Genomic DNA, 22,793 nt, shown 5'->3' with positions numbered 1-22,793 from the left:
TATGTATTGAAGTGTTATGTGGAATTATAATTTTTACGTTTACATCACCACTAACCCTGAAAAGACAGTTTTGTACATTGGAGTCACTAATGATTTAAGCAGGCGGCTATATGAGCACACAGAAAATAAGGGTAACAAAAGCACATTTGCAGGAAAGTATTATTGCTATAACCTGGTCTATTATGAGCATTTTACTCATATTAACTATGCTATTGAACGAGAAAAAGAAATTAAAAAATGGGGCAGGAAAAAGAAGAATTCGTTGATAGAAGCATTAAATCCTGAATGGAACTTTTTAAATAAACAGGTAACGGAATAGCTATTCATTACCTGCCAGGCGTTTAAGATCTCTCACTATCGTTCGAGATGACATGCAGTTGAATAAATAAAATTAAGTATGAAAATTGCTTCCGGGCTTAAGGCTATTGAAACTGTACTGGATGTTTATCGCAGCAGGCTGGATACCATTCCGGACGAACAGTTTACGGTGACGCCTCCAGGAGGCGGATGGTCATATGCCGAAGTGTATTCTCATATTCTGCAGGCTGATTTAGGATCATCTATAGCGATGGAGCGGTGTATAAATGGCACCTGCCAGCCCACTGCAAAAGGATTGAATTTGCTGGGTATGCTGGTCTTGTTTTTTCACCGTTTTCCGCCGGTAAAAATAAAAGTGCCAGAAAAAGTCTCGGCTAAAATGCCGGTAAATAAGATCAGTAAAGAAGAAGCTAAAAATTTACTGATCAAATGCCGCAAGCGTATGGGTGAGCTTGCCCCATTCATTAAAGATGCCATACCGCAAAACCGGCATAAACACCCCCGTTTAGGTAACCTGGATGCCAAAGAGTGGTTTAAATTTATTTTGATCCATACTAAGCATCATTTAAAACAGTTAGATCGAATAGAAAATAAATTTTTAAAAGCGTGAAACCTTTAAGAATTAACATAGTCTTAACATTATAATAAATTTAATAACCGACTTTTGTAAAAACTTGATATGTTGCATTTTGAGTACGCGTATATGGTTATTGTAGGATTGTTGCTGCTGGTTGGCGCATTCTACTTAAGCCCTTATGAAATGAAAGTTAATGAAGACGAAGACGACGAGTAATCGTTGGATCAAAACTCTCCACTTCCATATAACCGGTATTTCTTACCGGATGGAATTTTATCCCCCCAATTTTAATGGCAAAGCGTGAAGTTGATATCGTAGTTATATCCGATGTGCATTTAGGTACTTATGGCTGTCATGCCAAAGAGCTGCTTAAATATTTAAAAAGCATAAAGCCCAAAATGCTTATTCTTAACGGCGATGTTATTGATATATGGCAGTTTAGCAAATCGTATTGGCCCGAAGCGCACATGAAGGTGGTGCGCCGCATACTAAAATTTGTTACCGAAGGTACGCCCGTTTACTATTTAACCGGTAATCATGACGAAATGCTGCGCAAGTTTGCCGATTTTAACCTGGGCTCATTCCAACTGCTTAATAAATTGGTGTTAAATGTTGATGGCAAAAAAGCCTGGATATTTCATGGCGATGTATTTGATGTTACCATGCAACACTCTAAATGGCTGGCAAAATTGGGCGCAGTAGGTTACGATACGCTGATATGGCTAAACAGTGTTACCAACTGGTTTTTAACTGCAATGGGCAAAGAAAAAATGAGCTTCTCGCAAAAGGTAAAGGCAAGGTTTAAAGATGCCGTTAAATTTATAAACCAATTTGAGCAAACCGCCGCCGACCTGGCCGTAGCTAAAGAATATCAATATGTAATATGCGGGCACATACATCATGCCGAGATAAGAGAAATGACGGCTACTGATAACCCGGGCAAAGTGTTATATCTAAACAGCGGCGATTGGGTAGAGAGCCTTACCGCGTTAGAATATCATAATGGCAAATGGGAAATATTTAAATACGACCCCAACAATTTTAAAACAGACGTGGATGAGGACGATAAAACCGATGCCGAGGATTTGAACGCTATGCTTGACGTGAATGTTTTGTTAGAGCGGTTTAGGCAGGAAAAGTCGTAGGTTGTTAGAAATGTTAAATGTACAATGTTGTAAGGTTAGCTCCATTTTTTTTACTTTAGGGCTTTTAAAAGTTGTAAACTTTAAAACCTTGCAATTTTAAAAAACATTTAAATCTTACAACGGGCATAGCCGCATGAAAATACTATACGCCATACAAGGAACAGGCAATGGACACATTAGCCGTGCACGTGAGATAGTACCTCTGTTACAGCAATATGGCGAGTTGGACCTGTTAGTTAGCGGCACCCAGGCCGAAGTTACCCTGGCGCAACCGCTTAAATATAAGTTTCACGGTTTTAGTTTTGTATTTGGCACCAATGGCGGTGTTGATAAATGGGCCACATATAAAATAATGGATATGCCGCAGCTATGGCGGGATATGCATAGTTTGCCTTTAAAAGAGTATGACCTTATTATTAATGATTTTGAACCCGTTAGCGCCTGGGCATGCAGGCTGCAAAAAATTCCTTCGGTATCATTAAGTCATCAGTGTGCGTTTGTTTCGCCTAAAACACCGCGGCCAGGCAAATGGAACTACGGCGAATGGCTGCTTAAATATTATTCGCCTACAACGCACCATATCGGATTCCATTTTGAGCGTTATGATGATTTTATACATACCCCGGTAATACGCAGTGAGATACGTAATCTGCAAACCAGCAATTTGGGCCATTATACAGTTTACCTGCCTGCTTATGATGATAAAAAACTGTCTAAATATTTAAATGAAACCAATGTGCAATGGCACATTTTCTCTAAACGGCAAAAAACAGTTTCGCAAATAGGTAATGTTCAAATATTTCCGGTAAATAATGAAGGGTTTAACAACAGCTTAGCCAGTTGCGAAGGGTTACTTACCGGTGGTGGTTTTGAGGGTCCGGCCGAAGCACTGTTTCTGCAAAAAAAGTTAATGATGATACCTATGCAAGGGCAATATGAACAGCAATGCAATGCCTTAGCCGCATCCAAACTGGGTGTACCCGTTATGCAAGCTATTGATGATAGCTTTGTTGCCCGTATTAATCACTGGATAAAGGAAGATAACAAAGTATGGGTTGATTTTCCTGATGAAACCGCGCAGATTGTGGATAATATGGTGCAGCGATTCGCGAGGTAGAAGTCCTCTTACCGCCATTACGAAGTAAATACAGGATTATTGATTTTAACATCACCGCTTTTTCTGCTAATATTGTAGCCATGATAAATGTGTTCAGAACCTATAATCCGTTTAATATTTTATGGCTGGCCATTTTATTGTTTTTGCTGCGTATAGGTTACGTTTATCATGCGCCGGCCACTATACAATTTACCTTTGTTGAACCCTTTGCCCGGCTATGGATGCCCGGCGCTTATAAATATGCCTTAGATCCGGTACTTAATATATTCCTTGCAGGTGTTTTGGTATTTGCACAGGCTTTAATGATAAACCGCGTAGTTAACCAATATGGTTTATTAAGCAGGCCCAGTTTTTTACCTGCCCTAATGTATATTATTCTTACCACTTTATTTACGCCATTCCTAATATTGAGTCCGCCGCTGATATGTAATTTCCTGGTGATATGGATGCTGTATAAACTATTTAGCCTTTATAAGACTGATGATGCAAAATCAACAGCCTATGATTTGGGAATGATAGTAGCTATAGGCTCATTAATTTATTTTCCTTTTATTTATTTCTTCTTAACCATCTGGATAGCTTTAATAATTTTTAAACCCTTTAACTGGCGCGAGTGGGGAGCCGGCATAATGGGTTATATTACTGTATTTTTATTTTTAGCGGTATTTTATTATCTAAAGGGAAATATAAATGTATTTTATACTATTTGGGTGCCATTAGGTACTAAATTTCCGGGTCATGTTAACATTCAATATTATCATTACCTGGTACTAATTCCGGTCATCATTATTTTTATACTTTGTATTTTTAAGATGAGGCAGATATTTTTCAGGAGTTACGTACAGGTGCGCAAATCGTTCCAGTTGTTATTTATGGTTTTTTTGGTTGCCGGACTATCATTTTATGTAAAGGCCGAGTTTAATTTAAGCCATTTTTTACTTTGCACCATCCCTGCAGCGGTGTTTTTTGCTTACTATTTTTTATACGCCAATACACGTTGGTTGTATGAAAGTTTGTTTTTTATACTGCTCATCAGTATAGTTTATTTTCAGTTTAACACTTTTTAACTTTTACATTCGTTCAAATTTCGGCTGTTATATTAGATTTGTAGCATGAAACAATTATAGGTTGTTGTACACACCTATTAATTATTATTAAAACAGGTAGCTGATGAAATTTGGTGTAGTTATATTTCCGGGGTCTAATTGCGATGAAGATATTATTCATGTGTTAGATAAAATAATGGGTCAGCAGGTTGTTCGCCTATGGCATAAAGATCATGATCTGCAAGGTGCAGATTTTATTATACTACCCGGCGGCTTTTCATTTGGCGATTATCTTCGCTCTGGCGCAATAGCACGTTTCTCGCCCATAATGGAGCAGGTTATACAATTTGCTGCTAAAGGCGGTTATGTAATGGGTATATGCAACGGTTTTCAAATATTAACCGAAGCTGGTTTACTGCCGGGTGCTTTATTGCATAACAGCAACCGTAAGTTTATTTGCCGTAACACTTACATGAAGGCGCAAACAAACCAATCATTAATTACTGCCCAGATTGATCTGCAACGTGCCTTAAAAATACCTATTGCTCATGGCGAAGGAAATTATTTTGCCGACGCTGATGTGTTAAAATCAATAAATGATAATGACCAGGTTTTGTTTAGATATTGCGACGAGGCCGGCAACATTATTACAGAAGCTAACCCTAACGGGTCAATAGAAAATATAGCGGGAATAACCAATACCAATCGTAATGTGTTTGGCTTTATGCCGCATCCGGAGCGTGCGGCAGATCCATTGTTAGCTAACGAAGACGGGCTGGCAATTTTTGAGTCAATATTATCAATGGTTAAAGCCTGATGGCCAATTTGGTTATTGATATAGGTAATACTTTTATCAAGATAGCCATATTTGAGCAGGATGAAATAGTTTATACAGAACATTATAAAGCAATTGATATTAAAATACTTGATAATTTATTAATCGGTTATCATGTTAATAAAACCATCATTTCATCAGTAAAAAAAAACAGCGAAGAGTGGGAAACCGGGTTGAAAGTAAAAACACAGTTAATATATTTTAATACCGGAATGACCACAGGCATCCATAATCATTACCGTACACCACAAACACTGGGACTTGACCGGTTGGCTGCTGTTATAGGAGCCAATTATTTATATCCCCAAAAAAACAACCTGGTAATTGATGGGGGCACCTGTATAACTTATGACTGGATAGATGCTGAAGGAAATTATTTTGGTGGAAGCATATCGCCGGGATTAAATATGCGTTATAATGCGCTGAACCATTATACATCAAACCTGCCGGTAATAAGTGCGAATGAAAATTTTGAAGGTAACAGTGGTAAGGATACACAAACAGCCATAACATCAGGTGTGCAAAATGGGATTAAATTTGAACTTAATGGCTTTATTGAAAGCTACGCGAAAAATAAACAAGAATTAAACATAATACTTACAGGAGGCGACAGTATTTTTTTTGATACTCTATTGAAAAATAGCATCTTTGCCCCCTATATAAAAATCGAACCTTACCTGGTTCTTAAAGGATTAAACGCAGCTACACAAAAGCATAATGATTAAATATACTAAATTTTTTATAACACTTTTACTTGCAGTTATCGTATTTGAGGCAAAATCGCAATCCACGGCAACTACAAGCTCCCCATACTCACAATTCGGATTAGGTGACCTTACCCCACAGTGGTTACCTCAAAATGCAGCTATGGGTGGTATTGCTACCGGTATAAATAAAATAAACGGGTATAATACAATTAACTCCATTAATCCTGCTTCATACGCTGCAATAGATCTTACAACTATTGATATTGGCTTGTATGGCAACATTATTAATTTAAACCAAACCGGCCAGTCATCTCAAACAAATTCAAATTTTCGTTTAAGCCATATCGCGTTTGCTATACCTGTTGCCGCACATTCGGCATTTAGTTTTGGCTTGATGCCTTATACTGAACTGGGTTATAATTATACCATTACATCACCAAACTTCGGTACAAAAAATCCGGCTGATACGGTAGCAGTTCATAATATTTATAGTGGCGAAGGCAGCTTGTCAAAAGCTTATATAGGTTATGGTACTAAAATAGTGAAGGGTTTAATGGTAGGTTTTAATGCATCATACATATTTGGCGATTTGAAACATTATCGCTCTACAGAATATGACGCGCTGGGAACCTTAAATTCAAGAGATGAACAGGATCTTACTGTTGGCGGTATAAATTTTGATTATGGTGCTCAATATCAAATAGATCTTTCAGCAACGCGTCATATTGTACTGGGTTATTCAGGATCGTTAGGTTCAAAAATTGGCGCGCAAAGCACCCATATTGTTAGCCAGTATTCTATTATTAATGGTAGCCAAAATACTGCTGCAGATACGTTAGTAAATACGAAGGGGACTGCAACTAAAATACAACTGCCTCAAATTAACCACTTCGGTATATCCTATCAAAAAGATCAGAAGTATTTAATTGGTGCCGATTATAGTACCGGCCATTGGTCTGATTTAAGCATTGGTGGCGTAAATCAAGGTATGGCCAATAGCTCGACATTAAATATGGGTGGCCAATATACCCCTAATATAAATGCGCTGGGCAATTACTGGGCTACTATTGATTATCGTTTAGGATTAATATTTGATCAAAGCTATTATAACATAGCTAATTCTACCGGCAGCGGTTATACTAATATAAAATCGCATGCGGTTACTTTTGGTTTGGGTATGCCACTTGCATCGCGTGGCATGAGTTTTTATAAAGTTAACTTCTCTGCCGAAGTAGGGCAACGCGGCACACTAAATAATGGTCTTGTAAAAGAAAACTATATTAACCTGCATTTAGGTTTTACACTTAACGATAAGTGGTTCCAACGTTATAAATTTGATTAATTGAGTAATGCATAGTCGGGTAAAACAGGTATCAGCCTTTTTTTTGCCGGCACTGCTTTTAAGCATGCTGCTTTTAGGGGCATGCGAAAATGATCTTAAGAAGATACAGGAAATATCAGCAAAATTGGTGAGCCAGCCAATTGATACCACCAGGGGTGTTGAAGTTATTTATAGCGACTCGGCTATAGTTAAAGGTAAAATGCTTACCCCTTTGTTAATTCATTACGCCGTAGCTAAATCTTATTACATAATGCCCAAAGGCGTTAAAGTTATTTTTTATGATAAGAATACTACAGAAAGCGGTACTATAGTTTCTGATTCTGCCGTTCAGCGCGATAAAGAACAGCTAACCGAGTTTTATAAAAATGTTGTGGCCACCAATGCCCAGGGCGAAACCTTTAAATCAGACGAGTTAATATGGGACCAGGTGAAACAAATTATTTATTCTAACAAGCCGGTACAAGTAACCACATCAGACGGTAATGTAATAAACGGGATAAATTTTAAAAGTGATGATAAGCTAAGCCATCCTAAATTCGGAGCGTCAACCGGTATATTTAATGTTACAGATATGCCCACACAATAGGTGTATATTTGACGTAAAAATTTGTGTTATATAATTTTACTAAAAATTGTATCTTGCGCGCTCTTTTTAAGAATATAATTAAGAATATAAAAATTTAATTAAATATAGGATAAGTATATGGCTGTAATGGGTTACCTGCGTGAGCGGATGGGTAAAATTGTCGCAGGACTAATAGGATTTTCACTTCTTGCTTTTATCGCTACCGAAGTAATAAAAAGTGGCGGATCGTTTTTAAAAGATGATACCAATGTATTAGGCGCTGTAGGTGATGAAAAAATCCCTTTAGATGATTATAATAGGGCTGTCGACCAAAATACGGCACAGTTTAGGCAGCAGTCTGGTCAAACCAGTGTTACGCCTCAAATTACTGCCTATGTTCAGGATAATACCTGGAACCAGTTTGTGAGCAAAGCTATTATCAGAAAAGAAGTTGAAAAACTTGGTTTGGTTGTTAGTCCGGATGAAACACAAGCTATGACTACCGGCACTAACCCGGACAGACAGGTTATACAAGCTTTTACCGATCCACAAACCGGTAGGTTTGACCGCGCAAATTTAATTAGCGTTGTTAATAATATAAAAAGCCAAAAAGATGATAATCCGCAAAAAATAAGATGGGTTGAGTTTGTAACGCAGTTAATTGAAGCAAAGTTAGGCGAGAAATACATGTCGATGGTTACGAATGGCTTGTATGTTAATTCGCTTGATGCTAAGGATAATTACGAAAACAAAAATAAACTGGCCAATTTTAAATATGCAGTATTAGATTATGCATCAGTTGCAGATAGCAAAGTTACTTTAACCGATGCTGACTATAGCAGCTATTATGATGAGCATAAAGCAGAATTTAAAAATCCGCAGGAATTAAGAAGCATTAGCTACGTAAGCTTTAATGGCGCACCTTCGACAGAAGATTCGGCGGCTATAAAACAACAAATTAGCAAGCTTATACCTGATTTTAAAGCCAGTACTAATGATTCATTGTTTGTACAAATAAACTCCGAAACAAAAGCACCGCTTACTTATCAGCATAAGGGCCAGCTTGACCCTAAAATAGATACGGTGATGTTTAAAGCATCAATTGGATTTGTTTTTGGTCCGTACTTGTCAAATGGCAGCTATAAATTAGCTAAATTGGTTAGTACCGTTGTTGGTCCGGATTCTGTAAAAGCAAAACATATTTTAATTAGCCCTGTAGATGGTGGTATGGCAAAGGCAATCGCCACAGCAGACTCACTTAAGAAATTGATTGAATCAGGAAAAAAAACATTTGCAGATCTTGCCTCAACATTTTCGGTTGATAAGGGCTCGGCAGCTAAAGGCGGCGAACTGGGTATGTTTGCTCGCGGCTCGATGGTGCCTGCTTTTGAAGAAGCTGTTTTTAACGGTAAAAAAGGTGATCTTAAAATAGTTACCACGCAATATGGTGCTCATTTGATCCAGATTGAAGATCAAAAAGGATCATCAAAAGTAGTAAAGGTTGCAATAATTGATAAGCCCTTGTCTGCAAGCACCAAAACACAATCAGCTGCATACAGTAAAGCACAGGCGTTCCTGATTTCTTTAACAAAAGATAACTTTGATGCTCAGGCAAAAAAAGGAAGTTTAAGTATTAGAACCGCTGATGACGTAGCTGGTGTGGCGCGTACTTTGCCCGGACTTGATGATGCGCGTGATTTAGTTAGATGGGCATTTAAATCAGACAAAGGTGATGTTTCTGATCAGGTATTTACTGTAGGTAACCAATACATAGTTGCACATGTAACACAAATTAAGCCACAGGGAACTTTAGCCCTTGATCTGGTTAAAAAACAAATAGAGCCGGCAGTAAGGAACCAGGTAAAAGGTAAATTATTAACCGATAAATTTGCAGCAGCCATAAGTGGCTCATCATCTATTGAACAGATTGCTCAAAAGGTTGGTGCAAAAGTTGTTCCGGTACAAAATATTGTTTTTGCTAATCCTGTTATTCCGGGTTCATCGGCAGAGTATAAAGTTGTAGGTTCTGTTTTTGGCTCACCGATTAATAAAATTTCTAAACCGATTGCAGGTCAGCAAGGTGTTTATGTGTTTACGGTTAATAATTTTATAAGCCCGGCACCACTTACAAACGCAGTAAGAGAGAAAGAACAAATAGGCCAGGCAATGTTGCAGCGATCAGAAGGACAGTTATTTGAAGCCCTGAAAGATAAGGACAATGTAAAAGATTACAGAGCCAAGCTGTTATAGACATATTTTAAAGTAATTTTGTATCCGGGATAACGTTAGTAATACGTCATCCCGGATTTTTTATTTTGAAAACAATGGAAATACAGGAAAATTTTGTGAATAAGGTAGCACAAAGCGGCTTGGTTACACTTGACCCGGCCGAGTTTTATGCGCCCGGCGAACGTGTTATCTATGATATTAAGGACAATCTGTTCCAGGGATTAATGCTACGTGAGAAAGATTTCAGGGAGTTTGTAAAAGAACATGATTGGACACAATATGCAGGTAAAAATGTAGCTGTTACCTGCACAGCCGATGCTATTGTACCTGCATGGGCCTATTTGTTATTGGCTAACCGGATGGCACCTTATGTCAGCGAAGTGGTATTTGGTGATGCCGAGGTATTAGAAACCGTTTTGTATATAAAGGCCATAGCTAAATTAGATGTGGAGCAGTACCGCGATCAGCGTTTGGTAATAAAAGGCTGTGGAGATATTGATGTACCTGTTTCTGCATACGTTGAACTGGGAAAAAAACTCACTCCGGTTGTAAAGAGCCTGATGTTTGGCGAGCCATGCTCTACCGTGCCTATTTATAAAAAGAAGGATTGAGCCACCTAACCCTCCCTTACCGGAGAATAGACAGGGCTAATAAGTTATAAATGAAGAAGAGTCTTTTTACTATCATACTTATTACAAACTGCTTTACGGCCGTTTTTAGCCAGGAACTCAAGAGCATTCATGAACCGGTTTTTAAGGCTGGCGAACAGCTAAGCTACCGTTTAAAATATGGGATTTTTACGGGAGCCGAGGCAAATTTACGTATTGAGGATGGCGAGAAGATTAACGGGCACCCTACTTTTCATATTATTGCCGATGGCAAAACCGCAGGCACATTTGATGTTTTTTATAAAGTACGTAACCGCTATGAAACCTGGGTAGATCATAAAACGTTATTGCCCTACCTTTACCAGGAAAACAGGCGCGAAGGGAGCTGGAAACATACCGACAAGGTAAGTTTTGATCATGAAAATGGTAAAATAACTGCCGGCAAAGGTGGTTTTCAATTTAAAGGGCGGGTGTTTGATTTTGTATCCGCGTATTATTTTGCAAGAAATATAGATATTTCAAAGATCAAAGTAGGGGATAAGTTTGATTTGCCTTATTTTCTGGACGACGGTATTTATACCCTCAATATTACCTATATAGGCAAAGAAGCAGTGAGCTGTTCATTAGGTAAATTTAATTGTCTTAAATTTAACCCGACAATTATACCGGGCCGTATTTTTAAACAAAACAGCAAGCTATACTTGTGGATAACTGATGATAATAACCGTATACCTATAAAAGCCAATGTAGGCCTAATTGTAGGTAGCGTAACAATGGATCTGACAAATGCTAAAGGGCTTAAATACCCACTTAATCCGATAAATAAATAAAATAAATGATAGAAGTTGGCAGCGTTTTAGTACATGAAGATGTAGTAAAAGAAAATTTTGTATGTAATTTAAATAAATGCAAAGGCGCCTGTTGTTTAGAGGGCGATTCGGGCGCGCCGTTAAATACGGATGAACTGCATATACTGGACGAGATATATCCCAAAGTAAAGCCATACATGACTGCCAAAGGCATAGCAACCATAGAAAAAGTTGGAACTTATGTAACCGATTTTGAAGGCGACTACACCACTCCCTGCGTTGATGTTAACAAAGAATGCGCCTATGTAATATGGGAGGGCGGCATAACCAAATGCGCTATCGAAAAAGCTTATGAAGAAGGCGCCGTAAACTGGAAAAAACCTATCTCCTGTCACTTATATCCTATCCGGATAACAAAATACCCTGAGTTTGATGTGTTGAATTATGACCGTTGGAGCATTTGCAGCCCCGCATGCAGTTTTGGTGATGAGCTTAAAGTACACGTGCACGAATTTTTGAAGGCCCCGCTGATAAGAAAATATGGCGAAGAATGGTATAAAGAACTGGAAGATACAGTAGCGGGAATATAAGTCATTCTGATCTTTTTATTCAACTTTCCGTATAATATTTATCCTAACCAATTAGATAGTTTTTCAATTAAATTGGATATTATTGCAGCTTAAAAAATTACATAGTAAATATTAAATGAAGGTAGCTTTAATAACAGGCATTACAGGGCAGGATGGCGCATATCTTGCCGAGTTTTTATTAAAAAAGGGTTATGAGGTACATGGGGTTAAAAGAAGATCCTCATTATTTAATACAGATCGTATTGATCATCTTTACCATGACCCGCATGAGCCTAACGTTAAATTTAAACTGCATTATGGCGATTTAACAGACTCCACTAATTTAATACGGCTTGTACAAGAGATCCAACCGGATGAAATTTACAATTTAGGAGCCATGTCTCATGTTCAGGTAAGCTTTGAAACGCCTGAATATACCGCTAATGCCGATGGTATAGGCACATTACGTATATTGGAAGCGGTAAGGTTATTGGGCTTAACCAAAAAGACACGCGTTTATCAGGCATCAACATCTGAGTTATATGGTTTGGTGCAAGCTGTGCCACAAAGCGAAACAACACCTTTTTATCCACGCTCGCCATACGCCGTTGCTAAACTTTATGGTTATTGGATAATAGTTAACTATCGTGAAGCATATGGTATGTACGCCTGTAATGGTATATTGTTTAACCATGAGAGCCCTATACGGGGGGAAACTTTTGTAACGCGTAAAATTACCAGGGCGGCATCTAAAATTGCTTTAGGGCTGCAAAATTGCCTGTATGTAGGTAATTTATCCGCTCGGCGCGACTGGGGCCACGCCAAAGATTATATTGAAGCGATGTGGCTGATGCTGCAACAAGATACTGCAGAAGATTACGTTATTGCTACCGGTGTAACTACAACCGTAAGAGACTTTATAAAAATGGCATTTAACGAGTTGGGTATTGAAATTGAGTTTAGTGGCAAAGACGAGCATGAGCGCGGCGTAATTATAGATTATGATAAGCAAAAGGCTGAGGAATTATGTTTAAATACCGAAAACCTTAAACCAGGACAAACTGTAGTTAAGGTAGATTCAAAATATTTTAGGCCAACAGAAGTGGACCTGCTGATAGGCGACCCTACAAAAGCACAAACACAATTAGGATGGAAACCTAAATATGATTTGCAAGCGCTTGTTAAAGATATGATGGAGTCTGACCTGCACCTGGTGAAAAAAGATGATTATTTGAAAAAAGGTGGTTTTAAAACTCTTAATTATTTCGAATAGCGTATACAATTACTAAAACTACCGCATGAAAAAAATATTAAGCAGTTTAATACTGCTTTTACTATTTGCTAAAGTTGCTACAGCACAGGCTCAGTATATGCCTTATTCTTACCAGTTTTACCAAAAATTTAACGACGAGCTTTATTCAACAAAAACCCGGATACATACCTCGTTAAAATCATATATTATTGATAGCACGTTGCAAAGCCGGTATGATTCATTAATGAATTATGGTACTGACACGATTGGGCACCATAGCTGGGTGTACCGTAAAATATTTAATGAGCATTTGATTGATGTAAAAACTAAAGAGTACACTTTTTTTGCTGATTATTTACCCGATTTAACAATTGGAAGAGATTTTTCAGGAAAAAAAACTACATGGTTAAATACAAGAGGCTACCAATTAAGTGGTACAATAGGGAAAAATTTTTATTTCTACTCGAGCGGGTTTGAGAACCAGGCTGTTTTCCCCGAATATTTGGATACTTATATTAACCAGGTTGGGATGGTGCCTGGTCAGGCTTATGATCGTAGTTACGGTAAACCCACGAAGGACTGGTCGGATGTATCGGCCATAGTATCTTATACCCCGGTAAAATATTTAAATATCACAGCAGGACATGACAAAACGTTTATTGGTGATGGCTATCGTTCAGTGCTATTATCAGATTATGCATCAGCTTATCCGTTTTTAAAGCTTACAGCCAATATTGGTAATGTAAAGTATATGGTAATGTGGGCTTATATGACAGATCCGGCCTCCAAACAACTTTCTTATACTAATGGCTACAAGAAAAAATGGGGAGTGTTTCATTATTTAGATTGGAACGTAAATAACCGGTTATCGATAGGATTTTTTGATGCCATAATTTGGGCCGATGTTGATAGTTTAGGTAACAAAAGAGGATTTGATTTTAACTATGCTAACCCGGTAATATTTTTAAGGCCCGTAGAAGCATCCATTGGATCGCCGGACAATGCCATGATTGGGTTTAACGGTAAATATAAATTAACAGATGGTATTACCGCGTATGGGCAGTTTTACTTAGATGAATTTAGGGCACAGGATTTTTTCTCTGGTAAAGGCAGTATAAAAAACAAATATGCCTGGCAAATAGGTTTAAAAGGCGCCAATTTATTTAATATAAGGGCATTAAATTATTTGGCTGAATATAACGGAGCATTGCCGTATACCTATTCTGAAACGGAATCAATAAAAAATTATAGTGAAGAGGGCGAACCACTTGCTCATCCGTACGGGGCCAATTTTAAGGAACTGGTAAGTTTATTAAACTACACTTATAAACGGTTTGATTTTAGTGGAGAGATTAATTATAGTCTTTATGGTTTGGATGAGAACGGGCTAAATTACGGTAAGGATATATTTAAAGTTTATACTGACCCCGTACATTTGTACGGTAATTATATAGGCCAGGGCTTAACCACTCACATGACCTATTTTGAAGGGAAAGTAGCTTACATGCTTAACCCTAAATATAATTTAAGAATTGAGATAGGTGGGATATACAGGTTGGAAAAAAATGTCGACTATACAGATAAAACAACCATGATAACAGTTGGCCTGCGCAGCTCGTTCCGCACCATGTATACAGATCTGGCCAGTTACTTAAAGCATTAAGGGTAGAGATTAAAGATTAAGCAGGTTGTCAATTTACAGATGATAGACCTAATCTTTAATCTTTAATTAACTAACCTTTCCTGCCAGGCCTAATCTTTAATCTTTATGAAGCAATTGTATGAGTATTGCGTTTTACAACTATGTTTTTCACCTGGGTAACAATGCTTTTCGCATCATAACCACATTCGGCCCAAAGCTCAGGCTGTTCTCCATGTTCAACAATACGATCTGGTATGCCTAAACGTATTACCTGGGCCTTATAGTTATTATCGGCCATAAATTCAAGAATAGCACTGCCCATTCCGCCTTCTATACAACCGTCTTCAACCGTAATTACTTTGTTGAATTTTTTAAATACCTCATGTAACAAAGCTTCATCCAAAGGTTTTACAAACCGAATATCATAATGTGCAGGATAATAGCCCTCGGTATTTAACTCGGCAATAGCATTTACCGCTTCATTGCCAATATGGCCAATTGTTAATATAGCTGCATCTTCACCATCGCATATTTTACGGCCCTTACCCACAGGTATAGCTTTAAAAGGACGCTGCCAGTCAACCATAACACCATTGCCACGCGGGTAACGTATAACAAAGGGTCCCATATCATCCTGCTGTGCGGTAAACATCAGGTTACGCAGCTCTTCCTCGTTCATAGGTGCCGATACCGTCATATTGGGTATGCAGCGCATAAAAGCCAGATCGTAAGCGCCATGGTGCGTTGGTCCGTCGGCCCCGGCAATACCGGCACGGTCAAGGCAAAACACCACGTTTAATTTTTGTATGGCCACATCATGTATCACCTGGTCATACGCCCGTTGCATAAAGCTTGAATAGATGTTGCAAAAAGGTATCAATCCTTGTGTAGATAAGCCTGCCGAAAATGTAACGGCATGCTGCTCGGCAATACCCACATCAAAAGCCCGGTTAGGCATGGCCTTCATCATCAGGTTAAGTGAGCAGCCCGACGGCATGGCAGGCGTAATACCCATTATTTTAGGGTTCTTTTCTGCCAGTTCAATAATACTATGGCCAAACACATCCTGATATTTTGGAGGCTGTGGTTTTTCGTGTTTAGTCTTTTTAATCTCGCCGGTTATCTTATCAAATAAACCCGGTGCGTGCCATTTGGTCTGGTCCTTTTCGGCCAAAGCGTAGCCTTTGCCTTTAGTAGTGATGCAATGTAAAATTTTAGGCCCGGGTATATCACGCAGATCGCGCAGTACTTTAACCATGTTTTTTACATCGTGCCCGTCTATCGGGCCAAAATATCTAAATTTAAGCGCCTCGAAGAAGTTGCTGCGTTTAAGTAAAGTGCCTTTAATACTTTTCTCTATCTTTTGCGCCATGTTATAAGCGTCTGGGCCTATTGACGATATTTTAGCCAGTACGTTGGCAATATCATCCCTGAAACGGTTATATGGCTTAGAAGTAGTAATAGAAGTTAAGTAATCCTTTAACGCGCCCACGTTAGGATCAATAGACATGTTATTGTCGTTAAGGATAACCAGCAGGTTAGAATTTTCTATACCGGCATGGTTCAAAGCCTCAAAAGCTATACCGGCGGTCATGGCGCCATCGCCAATAACGGCTACGTGCTGCCTGTCGGTTTCGCCTTTATATTGCGACGCTACCGCCATGCCTAATGCTACCGATATAGAGGTAGAAGAGTGCCCAACGCCAAAAGTATCATACTCGCTCTCTGAGCGTTTTGGAAAACCACTGATGCCGCCATATACCCGATTGGTATGGAAGGCCTCACGGCGGCCGGTAAGTATTTTATGGCCGTATGCCTGGTGTCCTACATCCCAAACTAATTGGTCATAAGGCGTATTTAATATGTATTGTAAGGCAACAGTTAGCTCAACCACACCCAAACTTGCAGCAAAATGCCCCCCATTTACCGATACTACATCAATAATGTATTGACGTAGCTCCTGGCAAACCTGCTCCAGTTGATCTTCACTAAGTTTCTTTAAATCAGATGGATAGTTTATCTTTTCTAATAAGTCACCGGCCTTTATCTGCATTGATATAATAAGAATATTTTAACCTACAAATTAAGCAAGTTTAATTGGTAAATAAGGACAAATAATAGCTATTATTTGTTTGATATTGCATTTTTTTATTTGTTTAAAATCAATAAGCTGTATTTTTACAGGCAAATATGGAAGAAGAAGGCTTTGAAATAAAACTCCCCCAATTTGAAGGACCGTTTGACTTATTGCTTTTTTTTATTGAAAGGGATGAGCTGGAGATACACGATATACCCATTGCCCGTATTACCGACGATTTTTTAAATTATATACATCAAATGGTGAGCCTTAATATTGAGCTTGCCAGCGAGTTTATTTTTGTTGCAGCTACGCTGATGCGCATTAAAGCCAAAATGCTGCTGCCCCGCCACGAAGCCGAAAACGGCGAAAACGAAGTAGATACCAAAGAAGAACTAATACGTAAGCTTATTGAATATAAAAAATTTAAAGAGTTATGCGAAGAGGTGCGCCCGTTTGAGGAGGAGCGCCTTAAACAGGAACGACGTGGTAATATTAAATACGACCTTGAACAGGCCGAACGCGTTGCCACCCCCGGCGAAGAATTATCAGACGTTAGTTTGTATAAGCTGATGATGGTATATGGCCGCCTGATACGCAATTATAATAATCGTAGTGAAGAAGTTACCCATACCGTAACGCAATATCCTTACACCATCGAAAAACAGAAAAAAGCTATTGACGACCTGCTGCGCATTAATAAAATGATGGACTTTAAAGCCATCGCCAAAGAATCAGAAAACCGGGTGCATTTTGTATACAACTTCCTTGCCGTGCTGGAGATGCTGCAGCAGGAGCTGATTGATATACAGATAGGCTTAGGGTATAATAATTTTTGGATATCGGCGAAGGGGGAGTGATTCGATATCATCGGATTTGCAATAATTGACAAGCCCAATAAAAACAGTTATATTTGAATTATGACAACACTAACTATACATCCCGCAACTGACGAGCAGGAAACTGCTATTCGTATTTTTGGATGCACTGCATGTTGACTATAAAGCAGCTGAGGAAACAGATGATACAACCTATTTATTGTCATCTCCTGCAAATGCCGAACATTTGAAAAGATCAATAGAACAAGAGAAAAAAGGTGAAGTAACCAAACTTGATCTGGATGATATATGGAAACCATAAACTTTACTGCCGAAGCGTTAGAAAACCTTGTGTATTGGAAGAAAAGTGGTAATGTTATCATTCTGAAACGTATCCGGCAATTATTGCAAGCTATACAAACTGATCCTTTCAATGTATAGGTAAGCCGGAAGTACTCAAACATAATCTTTCTGGTATGTGGTCAAGGTGCATTAATCAGGAAACATCGCATTGTTTATAAGGTTGAAGAAAGCATTATTACTGTTTATTCTCTGCGATTTCATTATACAAAATAGCAATCTGGTATCGGAAGGTTCAATTCGAGGATCTCCCCAATGTTAGTAACTCCAAATTACTCACATAACCAACTAATCTATAATCAACTAATTACTAATCAATCAATCTTTCTTAACTTAGCAGCGATTTTATTTATTACATGAAAAGAGACAAACTTATATTTAAGCTGTTAGATGAAGAACAACAGCGTCAGGAAGAGGGACTGGAGCTAATTGCGTCAGAAAACTTTGTAAGCAAGCAGGTTATGGAAGCTGCCGGATCTGTAGCAACCAACAAATATGCTGAGGGCCTGCCAGGAAAACGTTATTATGGTGGCTGCCAGATAGTTGATGAAATTGAAACCATCGCTATCGAGCGTGCAAAACAATTGTTTAATGCCGGATGGGTAAATGTGCAGCCACACTCTGGCGCGCAGGCCAATGCAGCGGTTATGCTGGCCTGTTTACAGCCCGGCGATAAAATATTAGGATTTGATCTTTCGCACGGCGGCCACTTAACACATGGTTCGGCGGTAAATTTTTCGGGTAAATTGTACGAGCCGCATTTTTATGGGGTTAGAAAAGATACCGGCTATGTTGATTACGATCAGCTAAAAAAAGTGGCCCTTGCCGAAAAACCAAAAATGATTATCTGCGGTGCTTCGGCTTATTCGCGCGATTGGGATTATGAATTCATCCGTAAAGTGGCCGACGAGGTTGGCGCATTGGTATTGGCTGATATATCACACCCGGCGGGCTTAATAGCAAGGGGTTTATTAAAAGATCCGCTGCCGCATTGCCATATAGTTACTACTACTACCCACAAAACTTTGCGTGGCCCGCGTGGTGGAATGATTATGATGGGTAAGGATTTTGAAAACCCATGGGGACTTAAAACGCCTAAAGGCGAGATCAGGATGATGTCTAACCTGTTAGATATGGCCGTTTTCCCGGGTACACAAGGCGGCCCGTTAGAGCATATAATAGCAGCAAAAGCAATAGCATTTGGCGAGGCTTTGTCTGATAGTTATATGAAATATATACTGCAGGTAAAAAAGAACGGCGCTGCTATTGCCAAAGCGTTTACAGACCGGGGTTATGAGATCGTATCGGGTGGTACAGATAACCATTTGGTGCTGATAGATCTTAGAAATAAAAATGTAACCGGCAAAGCTGCCGAGAATGCTTTGGTTAAGGCGGATATCACCATTAATAAAAACATGGTGCCGTATGATGATAAATCACCATTTATTACTTCGGGCATCCGTATAGGTACCGCCGCTGTAACCACACGGGGCATGAAGGAAAAACAAATGGATGCCATTGTTGAATTAATTGACGAGGTTATCAAAGATCCTGAAAATGAACATTCTTTAGACAAAGTACGTAAAAAGGTGCATAAACTAACGGAGAAATTTCCGTTGTATAATGACAAGGGCACCGTCAATAGTGATTAAAAAACAAGACTCCTCATCTGATATTGAAACTAAGCGCTTAAACGCGCTTAGTTCATACAATGTACTGGATACATTGCCAGAGAAGGAGTATGATGCCATAACCCGCCTGGCTTCCTATATATGCCAGGTACCGATTGCGCTTATTTCGTTAATTGATAACGACAGGCAATGGTTCAAATCAAAAATTGGTTTGGATATCAACCAAACTTCGCGTGCTGACGCTTTTTGCAACTATACCATTCTTAATGATGAGATATTAGAGATCAACAATGCAGCCGAAGACAACGCTTTTAAATATAACCCTTTTGTTAAGGGCGATACCCGTATCAGGTTTTATGCAGGCGCGCCGCTTATTGATCCCGATGGGCACCGTTTAGGCTCTTTATGTGTTATTGACGTGGTTCCGCGTAAGCTAACTGAGGAGCAGCGTGATGCCTTGCGTACACTGGCAGACGAAGTGATGTCGCATTTTTTATTGCGTAAACAAAAAAGCGAACTGGAAGAATCATTAAACGCCCATAAAGAATTTTTTAATTTATTTGACACTTCGCCTCAGATACATTTCATTGCTAATAAAGATTCTAATATTGAATTGATCAATAATTCGGTTAGTAAAATTTTGGGCTATGATCCTAAGCAGGCCATTGGGCACTCTTTATGGGATTTTGTTGTTGGTAATAACCGCGAGCAATTTGTACCCCTTATTGAAAAAGCTATAGCAACCGGGCAATCATTTGAATTAGAAACTCAAACGATTAGCCGCGATGGGGATGTGAAATGGATTGGTTGGTGTGGCATTTACAAAAGCGAAAAGTGGTATGCCAGCGGACGCGATATTACTTATCAAAAGCAAATTTTAGTAGAATTGGAACAGCTATCGCTGGTTGCCAGTAAAATTGTAAACGGGGTAGTGATAAGTGATGCTAATGATGAAGTTATTTGGACTAATGCCGCGTTTGATCAAATAACCGGATATGCCCATGAGGATGTTAAGGGTAAATACCTGGGCCACGTGTTAAAAGGTAAAGCCCAATCGCCACACCATCTTGCAAAACTGGAAGAATCAATACGTAAAAAAGAATCATACCAGGTAGACCTGCTCATAACCAAAAAAGGTGGCGGAGAAATATGGATATCTGTAATGAATTCTGTGCTGTATGATAATGAAGGAAAAGTTTATAAATATATACGTGTAATAAGTGATATTACCGATAGAAAAAATACGGAGAAAGATCTGGAAATACTATCATTTGCCGCACGTAAATCTCCAAGCGGCATGCTTAGCCGTGATGCCAATGGAGTGGTAATATGGATGAACGAGGCCATGGAGCGCATAACAGGCTATACATTGGCCGAGATGAAAGGTAAAAAGTTTGGTACCCTATTAACGGGCGAGGATACCGACATGGAGGTATTTAATAACGCGGTTAAGGCCGTTCAGGAAGAACGACCATATGATGTCGAAATATTAATTTACAGAAAAGACAGAACGCCGGTATGGGTAGCTATGTCAAACAGCCCGTTGTTTGATGATGCCGGTGCTGTAGAGCGGCAGGTAACCACCATGGTTGACGTTACCGAACGTAAAAAGGCCGAAGCCGAGTTAAAGTTGCTTTCATTAGTGGCAAGTAATACAACAAGTGGCGTTGTTATAAATAATGGAGATGGTGAAATTGAATGGATAAACCATGCTTTTGAAGATATAACGGGTTATACGTTGGCCGGTATTAAAGGCAAGCACCTGGGAGATATATTGCAAGGCGAACTTACAGACCCTTTTATTGTACAAAAGGCCCGTGAGTTTTCAGAAAAGAAACAATCATTCGAGGTTGACCTGCTGGCCTATCGTAAAGACGGGCAACCTATATGGCTCACCGTTATTAATTCGGTCATTCTAAATAAAGAAGGAGCTGTTGATAAATATATTGAAGTAGTTATTGATATAAGTTCTAAAAAGAAAATTGAACTGGAACTTATGCAGGCGAAAGAGGAAGCATTGCAGCTTAATAAGGCTAAAGATGTGTTCATATCTGTACTAAGTCATGAAATACGCACGCCGCTTAACGCGGTTATTGGTATGTCGCATTTACTTTTAGAAGAAAATCTGCAGGAATCACAAAAAGAAAATTTAAATGTGCTTAAATTTTCTGCTGATAATTTGTTAGGGCTGATTAACGATGTACTGGATTTTACAAAAATTGAAACCGGAAACATTGAACTTGAAAAAGCAAAGTTTGATTTGCGCGAAACCGTTCAAAGTATTACAGGTTCGATGCAATATAAAACTAAAGAGAAAAATATTTATCTTGATGCCCGGATTGATCCGGCCGTACCTGCACTAGTTATCGGCGACAGTGCCCGGTTATCGCAAATATTATTAAACTTGGTAAGTAATGCGGTTAAATTTACTGATAAGGGCGACATAACTGTTGAGCTTAAGGTAATAGATGATAATGATAAAAATGTACGTATACGTTTTTCTGTTACAGATACCGGTATTGGTATAGCAAATGATAAATTAAGTACGATATTTGAATCGTTTAAACAGGCCGAGGCCGATACTTCGCGTAAATATGGTGGTACTGGTTTAGGATTGGCAATTAGCAAGAGCCTGATAGAGTTGCATGACTCCCGAATAAACGTCGATAGCGAACCCGGAAAAGGCTCGACATTCTGGTTTACAATAACATTTAACAAGGCAAACAGTAGTAATAATATTAATAATTATAAAGTGGAAACAGGATTAAGTATACATGTGCTTGTGGTGGATGATAACCAGATTAATAGATTATTAATAAATAAGATATTGACCAAATGGGGTGCTACTGTTGATTTTGCTGAAAACGGCCTTGAAGCCGTTAACAAAGTTGAAAACAATAAATTCGATGTTGTATTAATGGACATCCACATGCCCGAAATGGGAGGTTTAGAAGCAACGCAAATCATCCGCAGTAAAGACGAACCTTACTTTAAACAAGTACCTATAATAGCATTAACCGCATCCATGTTAAATAGTCAGATTGATGAGATAGGTGGTGCCGGCATGAACGATTATATCTTAAAACCTTTCGAGCCTAAAATGTTGCTCGAGAAATTAAGCAGGTATCAGAAGCAATAGCTAACGA

22 protein-coding genes are annotated in these 22,793 nt (G+C 38.8%); 21 read left to right on the top strand and 1 reads right to left on the bottom strand.

What is annotated here, in order from left to right; all coding sequences use genetic code 11:
* Positions 1-16: 16 nt before the first annotated feature.
* From JWP71_RS08310 to JWP71_RS08240, 15 genes are all read left to right on the top strand, one after another.
* Positions 17-319, top strand: coding sequence for a GIY-YIG nuclease family protein (locus JWP71_RS08310; RefSeq protein WP_299498526.1), 303 nt, complete (start codon positions 17-19; stop codon positions 317-319).
* A gap of 78 nt (positions 320-397) precedes the next feature.
* The gene (locus JWP71_RS08305) at positions 398-928 is read left to right on the top strand and encodes a DinB family protein (RefSeq protein WP_299498524.1); all 531 of its coding nucleotides are present in this window, start codon (positions 398-400) and stop codon (positions 926-928) included.
* A gap of 257 nt (positions 929-1,185) precedes the next feature.
* The gene (locus JWP71_RS08300) at positions 1,186-2,040 is read left to right on the top strand and encodes a UDP-2,3-diacylglucosamine diphosphatase (protein ID WP_299498522.1); all 855 of its coding nucleotides are present in this window, start codon (positions 1,186-1,188) and stop codon (positions 2,038-2,040) included.
* Positions 2,041-2,173: 133 nt separating this feature from the next.
* Complete coding sequence (locus JWP71_RS08295; protein ID WP_299498521.1) at positions 2,174-3,157, top strand: glycosyltransferase family protein; 984 nt, start codon at positions 2,174-2,176, stop codon at positions 3,155-3,157.
* Positions 3,158-3,237: 80 nt separating this feature from the next.
* Entirely contained in the window at positions 3,238-4,224 is a 987-nt protein-coding gene (locus JWP71_RS08290; RefSeq protein ID WP_299498519.1) for a DUF6427 family protein, read from the top strand.
* A gap of 103 nt (positions 4,225-4,327) precedes the next feature.
* Entirely contained in the window at positions 4,328-5,020 is a 693-nt protein-coding gene (gene purQ, locus JWP71_RS08285; RefSeq protein ID WP_299498517.1) for a phosphoribosylformylglycinamidine synthase subunit PurQ, read from the top strand.
* Positions 5,020-5,763 (top strand): type III pantothenate kinase, encoded by a 744-nt coding sequence (locus JWP71_RS08280; RefSeq protein ID WP_299498515.1) that lies wholly within the window; start codon positions 5,020-5,022, stop codon positions 5,761-5,763. Before purQ ends, JWP71_RS08280 begins: the two co-directional genes overlap by 1 nt.
* Positions 5,756-7,087, top strand: a complete 1,332-nt coding sequence (locus JWP71_RS08275; RefSeq protein WP_299498512.1) for a hypothetical protein — start codon at positions 5,756-5,758, stop codon at positions 7,085-7,087. The genes JWP71_RS08280 and JWP71_RS08275 overlap by 8 nt, the downstream gene beginning before the upstream one ends.
* A gap of 7 nt (positions 7,088-7,094) precedes the next feature.
* The gene (gene lptC / locus JWP71_RS08270; RefSeq protein WP_299498510.1) at positions 7,095-7,673 is read left to right on the top strand and encodes an LPS export ABC transporter periplasmic protein LptC; all 579 of its coding nucleotides are present in this window, start codon (positions 7,095-7,097) and stop codon (positions 7,671-7,673) included.
* Positions 7,674-7,790: 117 nt separating this feature from the next.
* A complete protein-coding gene (locus tag JWP71_RS08265) occupies positions 7,791-9,902 on the top strand; it encodes a SurA N-terminal domain-containing protein (protein ID WP_299498508.1) in 2,112 nt (703 codons plus the stop codon).
* Positions 9,903-9,976: 74 nt separating this feature from the next.
* Positions 9,977-10,492, top strand: coding sequence for a DUF2480 family protein (locus tag JWP71_RS08260; protein ID WP_299498506.1), 516 nt, complete (start codon positions 9,977-9,979; stop codon positions 10,490-10,492).
* A gap of 50 nt (positions 10,493-10,542) precedes the next feature.
* A complete protein-coding gene (locus JWP71_RS08255) occupies positions 10,543-11,319 on the top strand; it encodes a DUF3108 domain-containing protein (RefSeq protein ID WP_299498503.1) in 777 nt (258 codons plus the stop codon).
* 5 nt (positions 11,320-11,324) lie between these two features.
* Positions 11,325-11,888: a DUF3109 family protein gene (locus tag JWP71_RS08250; protein WP_299498501.1), complete on the top strand. Its 564-nt coding sequence runs from the start codon at positions 11,325-11,327 to the stop codon at positions 11,886-11,888.
* A gap of 115 nt (positions 11,889-12,003) precedes the next feature.
* Positions 12,004-13,140, top strand: a complete 1,137-nt coding sequence (gmd, locus tag JWP71_RS08245; protein WP_299498498.1) for a GDP-mannose 4,6-dehydratase — start codon at positions 12,004-12,006, stop codon at positions 13,138-13,140.
* A gap of 25 nt (positions 13,141-13,165) precedes the next feature.
* A complete protein-coding gene (locus JWP71_RS08240) occupies positions 13,166-14,782 on the top strand; it encodes a gliding motility protein RemB (protein WP_299498496.1) in 1,617 nt (538 codons plus the stop codon).
* A 103-nt stretch (positions 14,783-14,885) separates the two neighbouring features.
* Here the strand turns inward: JWP71_RS08240 and dxs are convergent, their stop codons facing one another.
* The gene (dxs, locus tag JWP71_RS08235; protein ID WP_299498494.1) at positions 14,886-16,814 is read right to left on the bottom strand and encodes a 1-deoxy-D-xylulose-5-phosphate synthase; all 1,929 of its coding nucleotides are present in this window, start codon (positions 16,812-16,814) and stop codon (positions 14,886-14,888) included.
* Between the two features lie 137 nt (positions 16,815-16,951).
* Here dxs and JWP71_RS08230 point away from each other — a divergent pair, with 137 nt between their 5' ends.
* From JWP71_RS08230 to JWP71_RS08205, 6 genes are all read left to right on the top strand, one after another.
* A complete protein-coding gene (locus JWP71_RS08230; RefSeq protein WP_299498492.1) occupies positions 16,952-17,698 on the top strand; it encodes a segregation/condensation protein A in 747 nt (248 codons plus the stop codon).
* Positions 17,699-17,816: 118 nt separating this feature from the next.
* Positions 17,817-17,978, top strand: a complete 162-nt coding sequence (locus JWP71_RS08225; RefSeq protein ID WP_299498490.1) for a hypothetical protein — start codon at positions 17,817-17,819, stop codon at positions 17,976-17,978.
* On the top strand, positions 17,966-18,097 hold the full coding sequence (locus JWP71_RS08220; protein WP_299498487.1) for a type II toxin-antitoxin system YoeB family toxin: 132 nt from the start codon (positions 17,966-17,968) through the stop codon (positions 18,095-18,097). Before JWP71_RS08225 ends, JWP71_RS08220 begins: the two co-directional genes overlap by 13 nt.
* The gene (locus JWP71_RS08215) at positions 18,094-18,177 is read left to right on the top strand and encodes a type II toxin-antitoxin system YoeB family toxin (protein WP_299498530.1); all 84 of its coding nucleotides are present in this window, start codon (positions 18,094-18,096) and stop codon (positions 18,175-18,177) included. The genes JWP71_RS08220 and JWP71_RS08215 overlap by 4 nt, the downstream gene beginning before the upstream one ends.
* Before the next feature lie 195 nt (positions 18,178-18,372).
* The gene (glyA, locus tag JWP71_RS08210; RefSeq protein WP_299498485.1) at positions 18,373-19,668 is read left to right on the top strand and encodes a serine hydroxymethyltransferase; all 1,296 of its coding nucleotides are present in this window, start codon (positions 18,373-18,375) and stop codon (positions 19,666-19,668) included.
* Positions 19,661-22,786: a PAS domain-containing protein gene (locus JWP71_RS08205; protein WP_299498482.1), complete on the top strand. Its 3,126-nt coding sequence runs from the start codon at positions 19,661-19,663 to the stop codon at positions 22,784-22,786. Before glyA ends, JWP71_RS08205 begins: the two co-directional genes overlap by 8 nt.
* Positions 22,787-22,793: the final 7 nt, after the last annotated feature.

It is taken from the genome of Mucilaginibacter sp., assembly GCF_028287845.1.
Lineage (GTDB): Bacteria > Bacteroidota > Bacteroidia > Sphingobacteriales > Sphingobacteriaceae > Mucilaginibacter.
The sequence above is the reverse complement of the archived record's forward strand: the minus strand, read 5'-3'. Positions and strand labels throughout refer to the sequence as shown.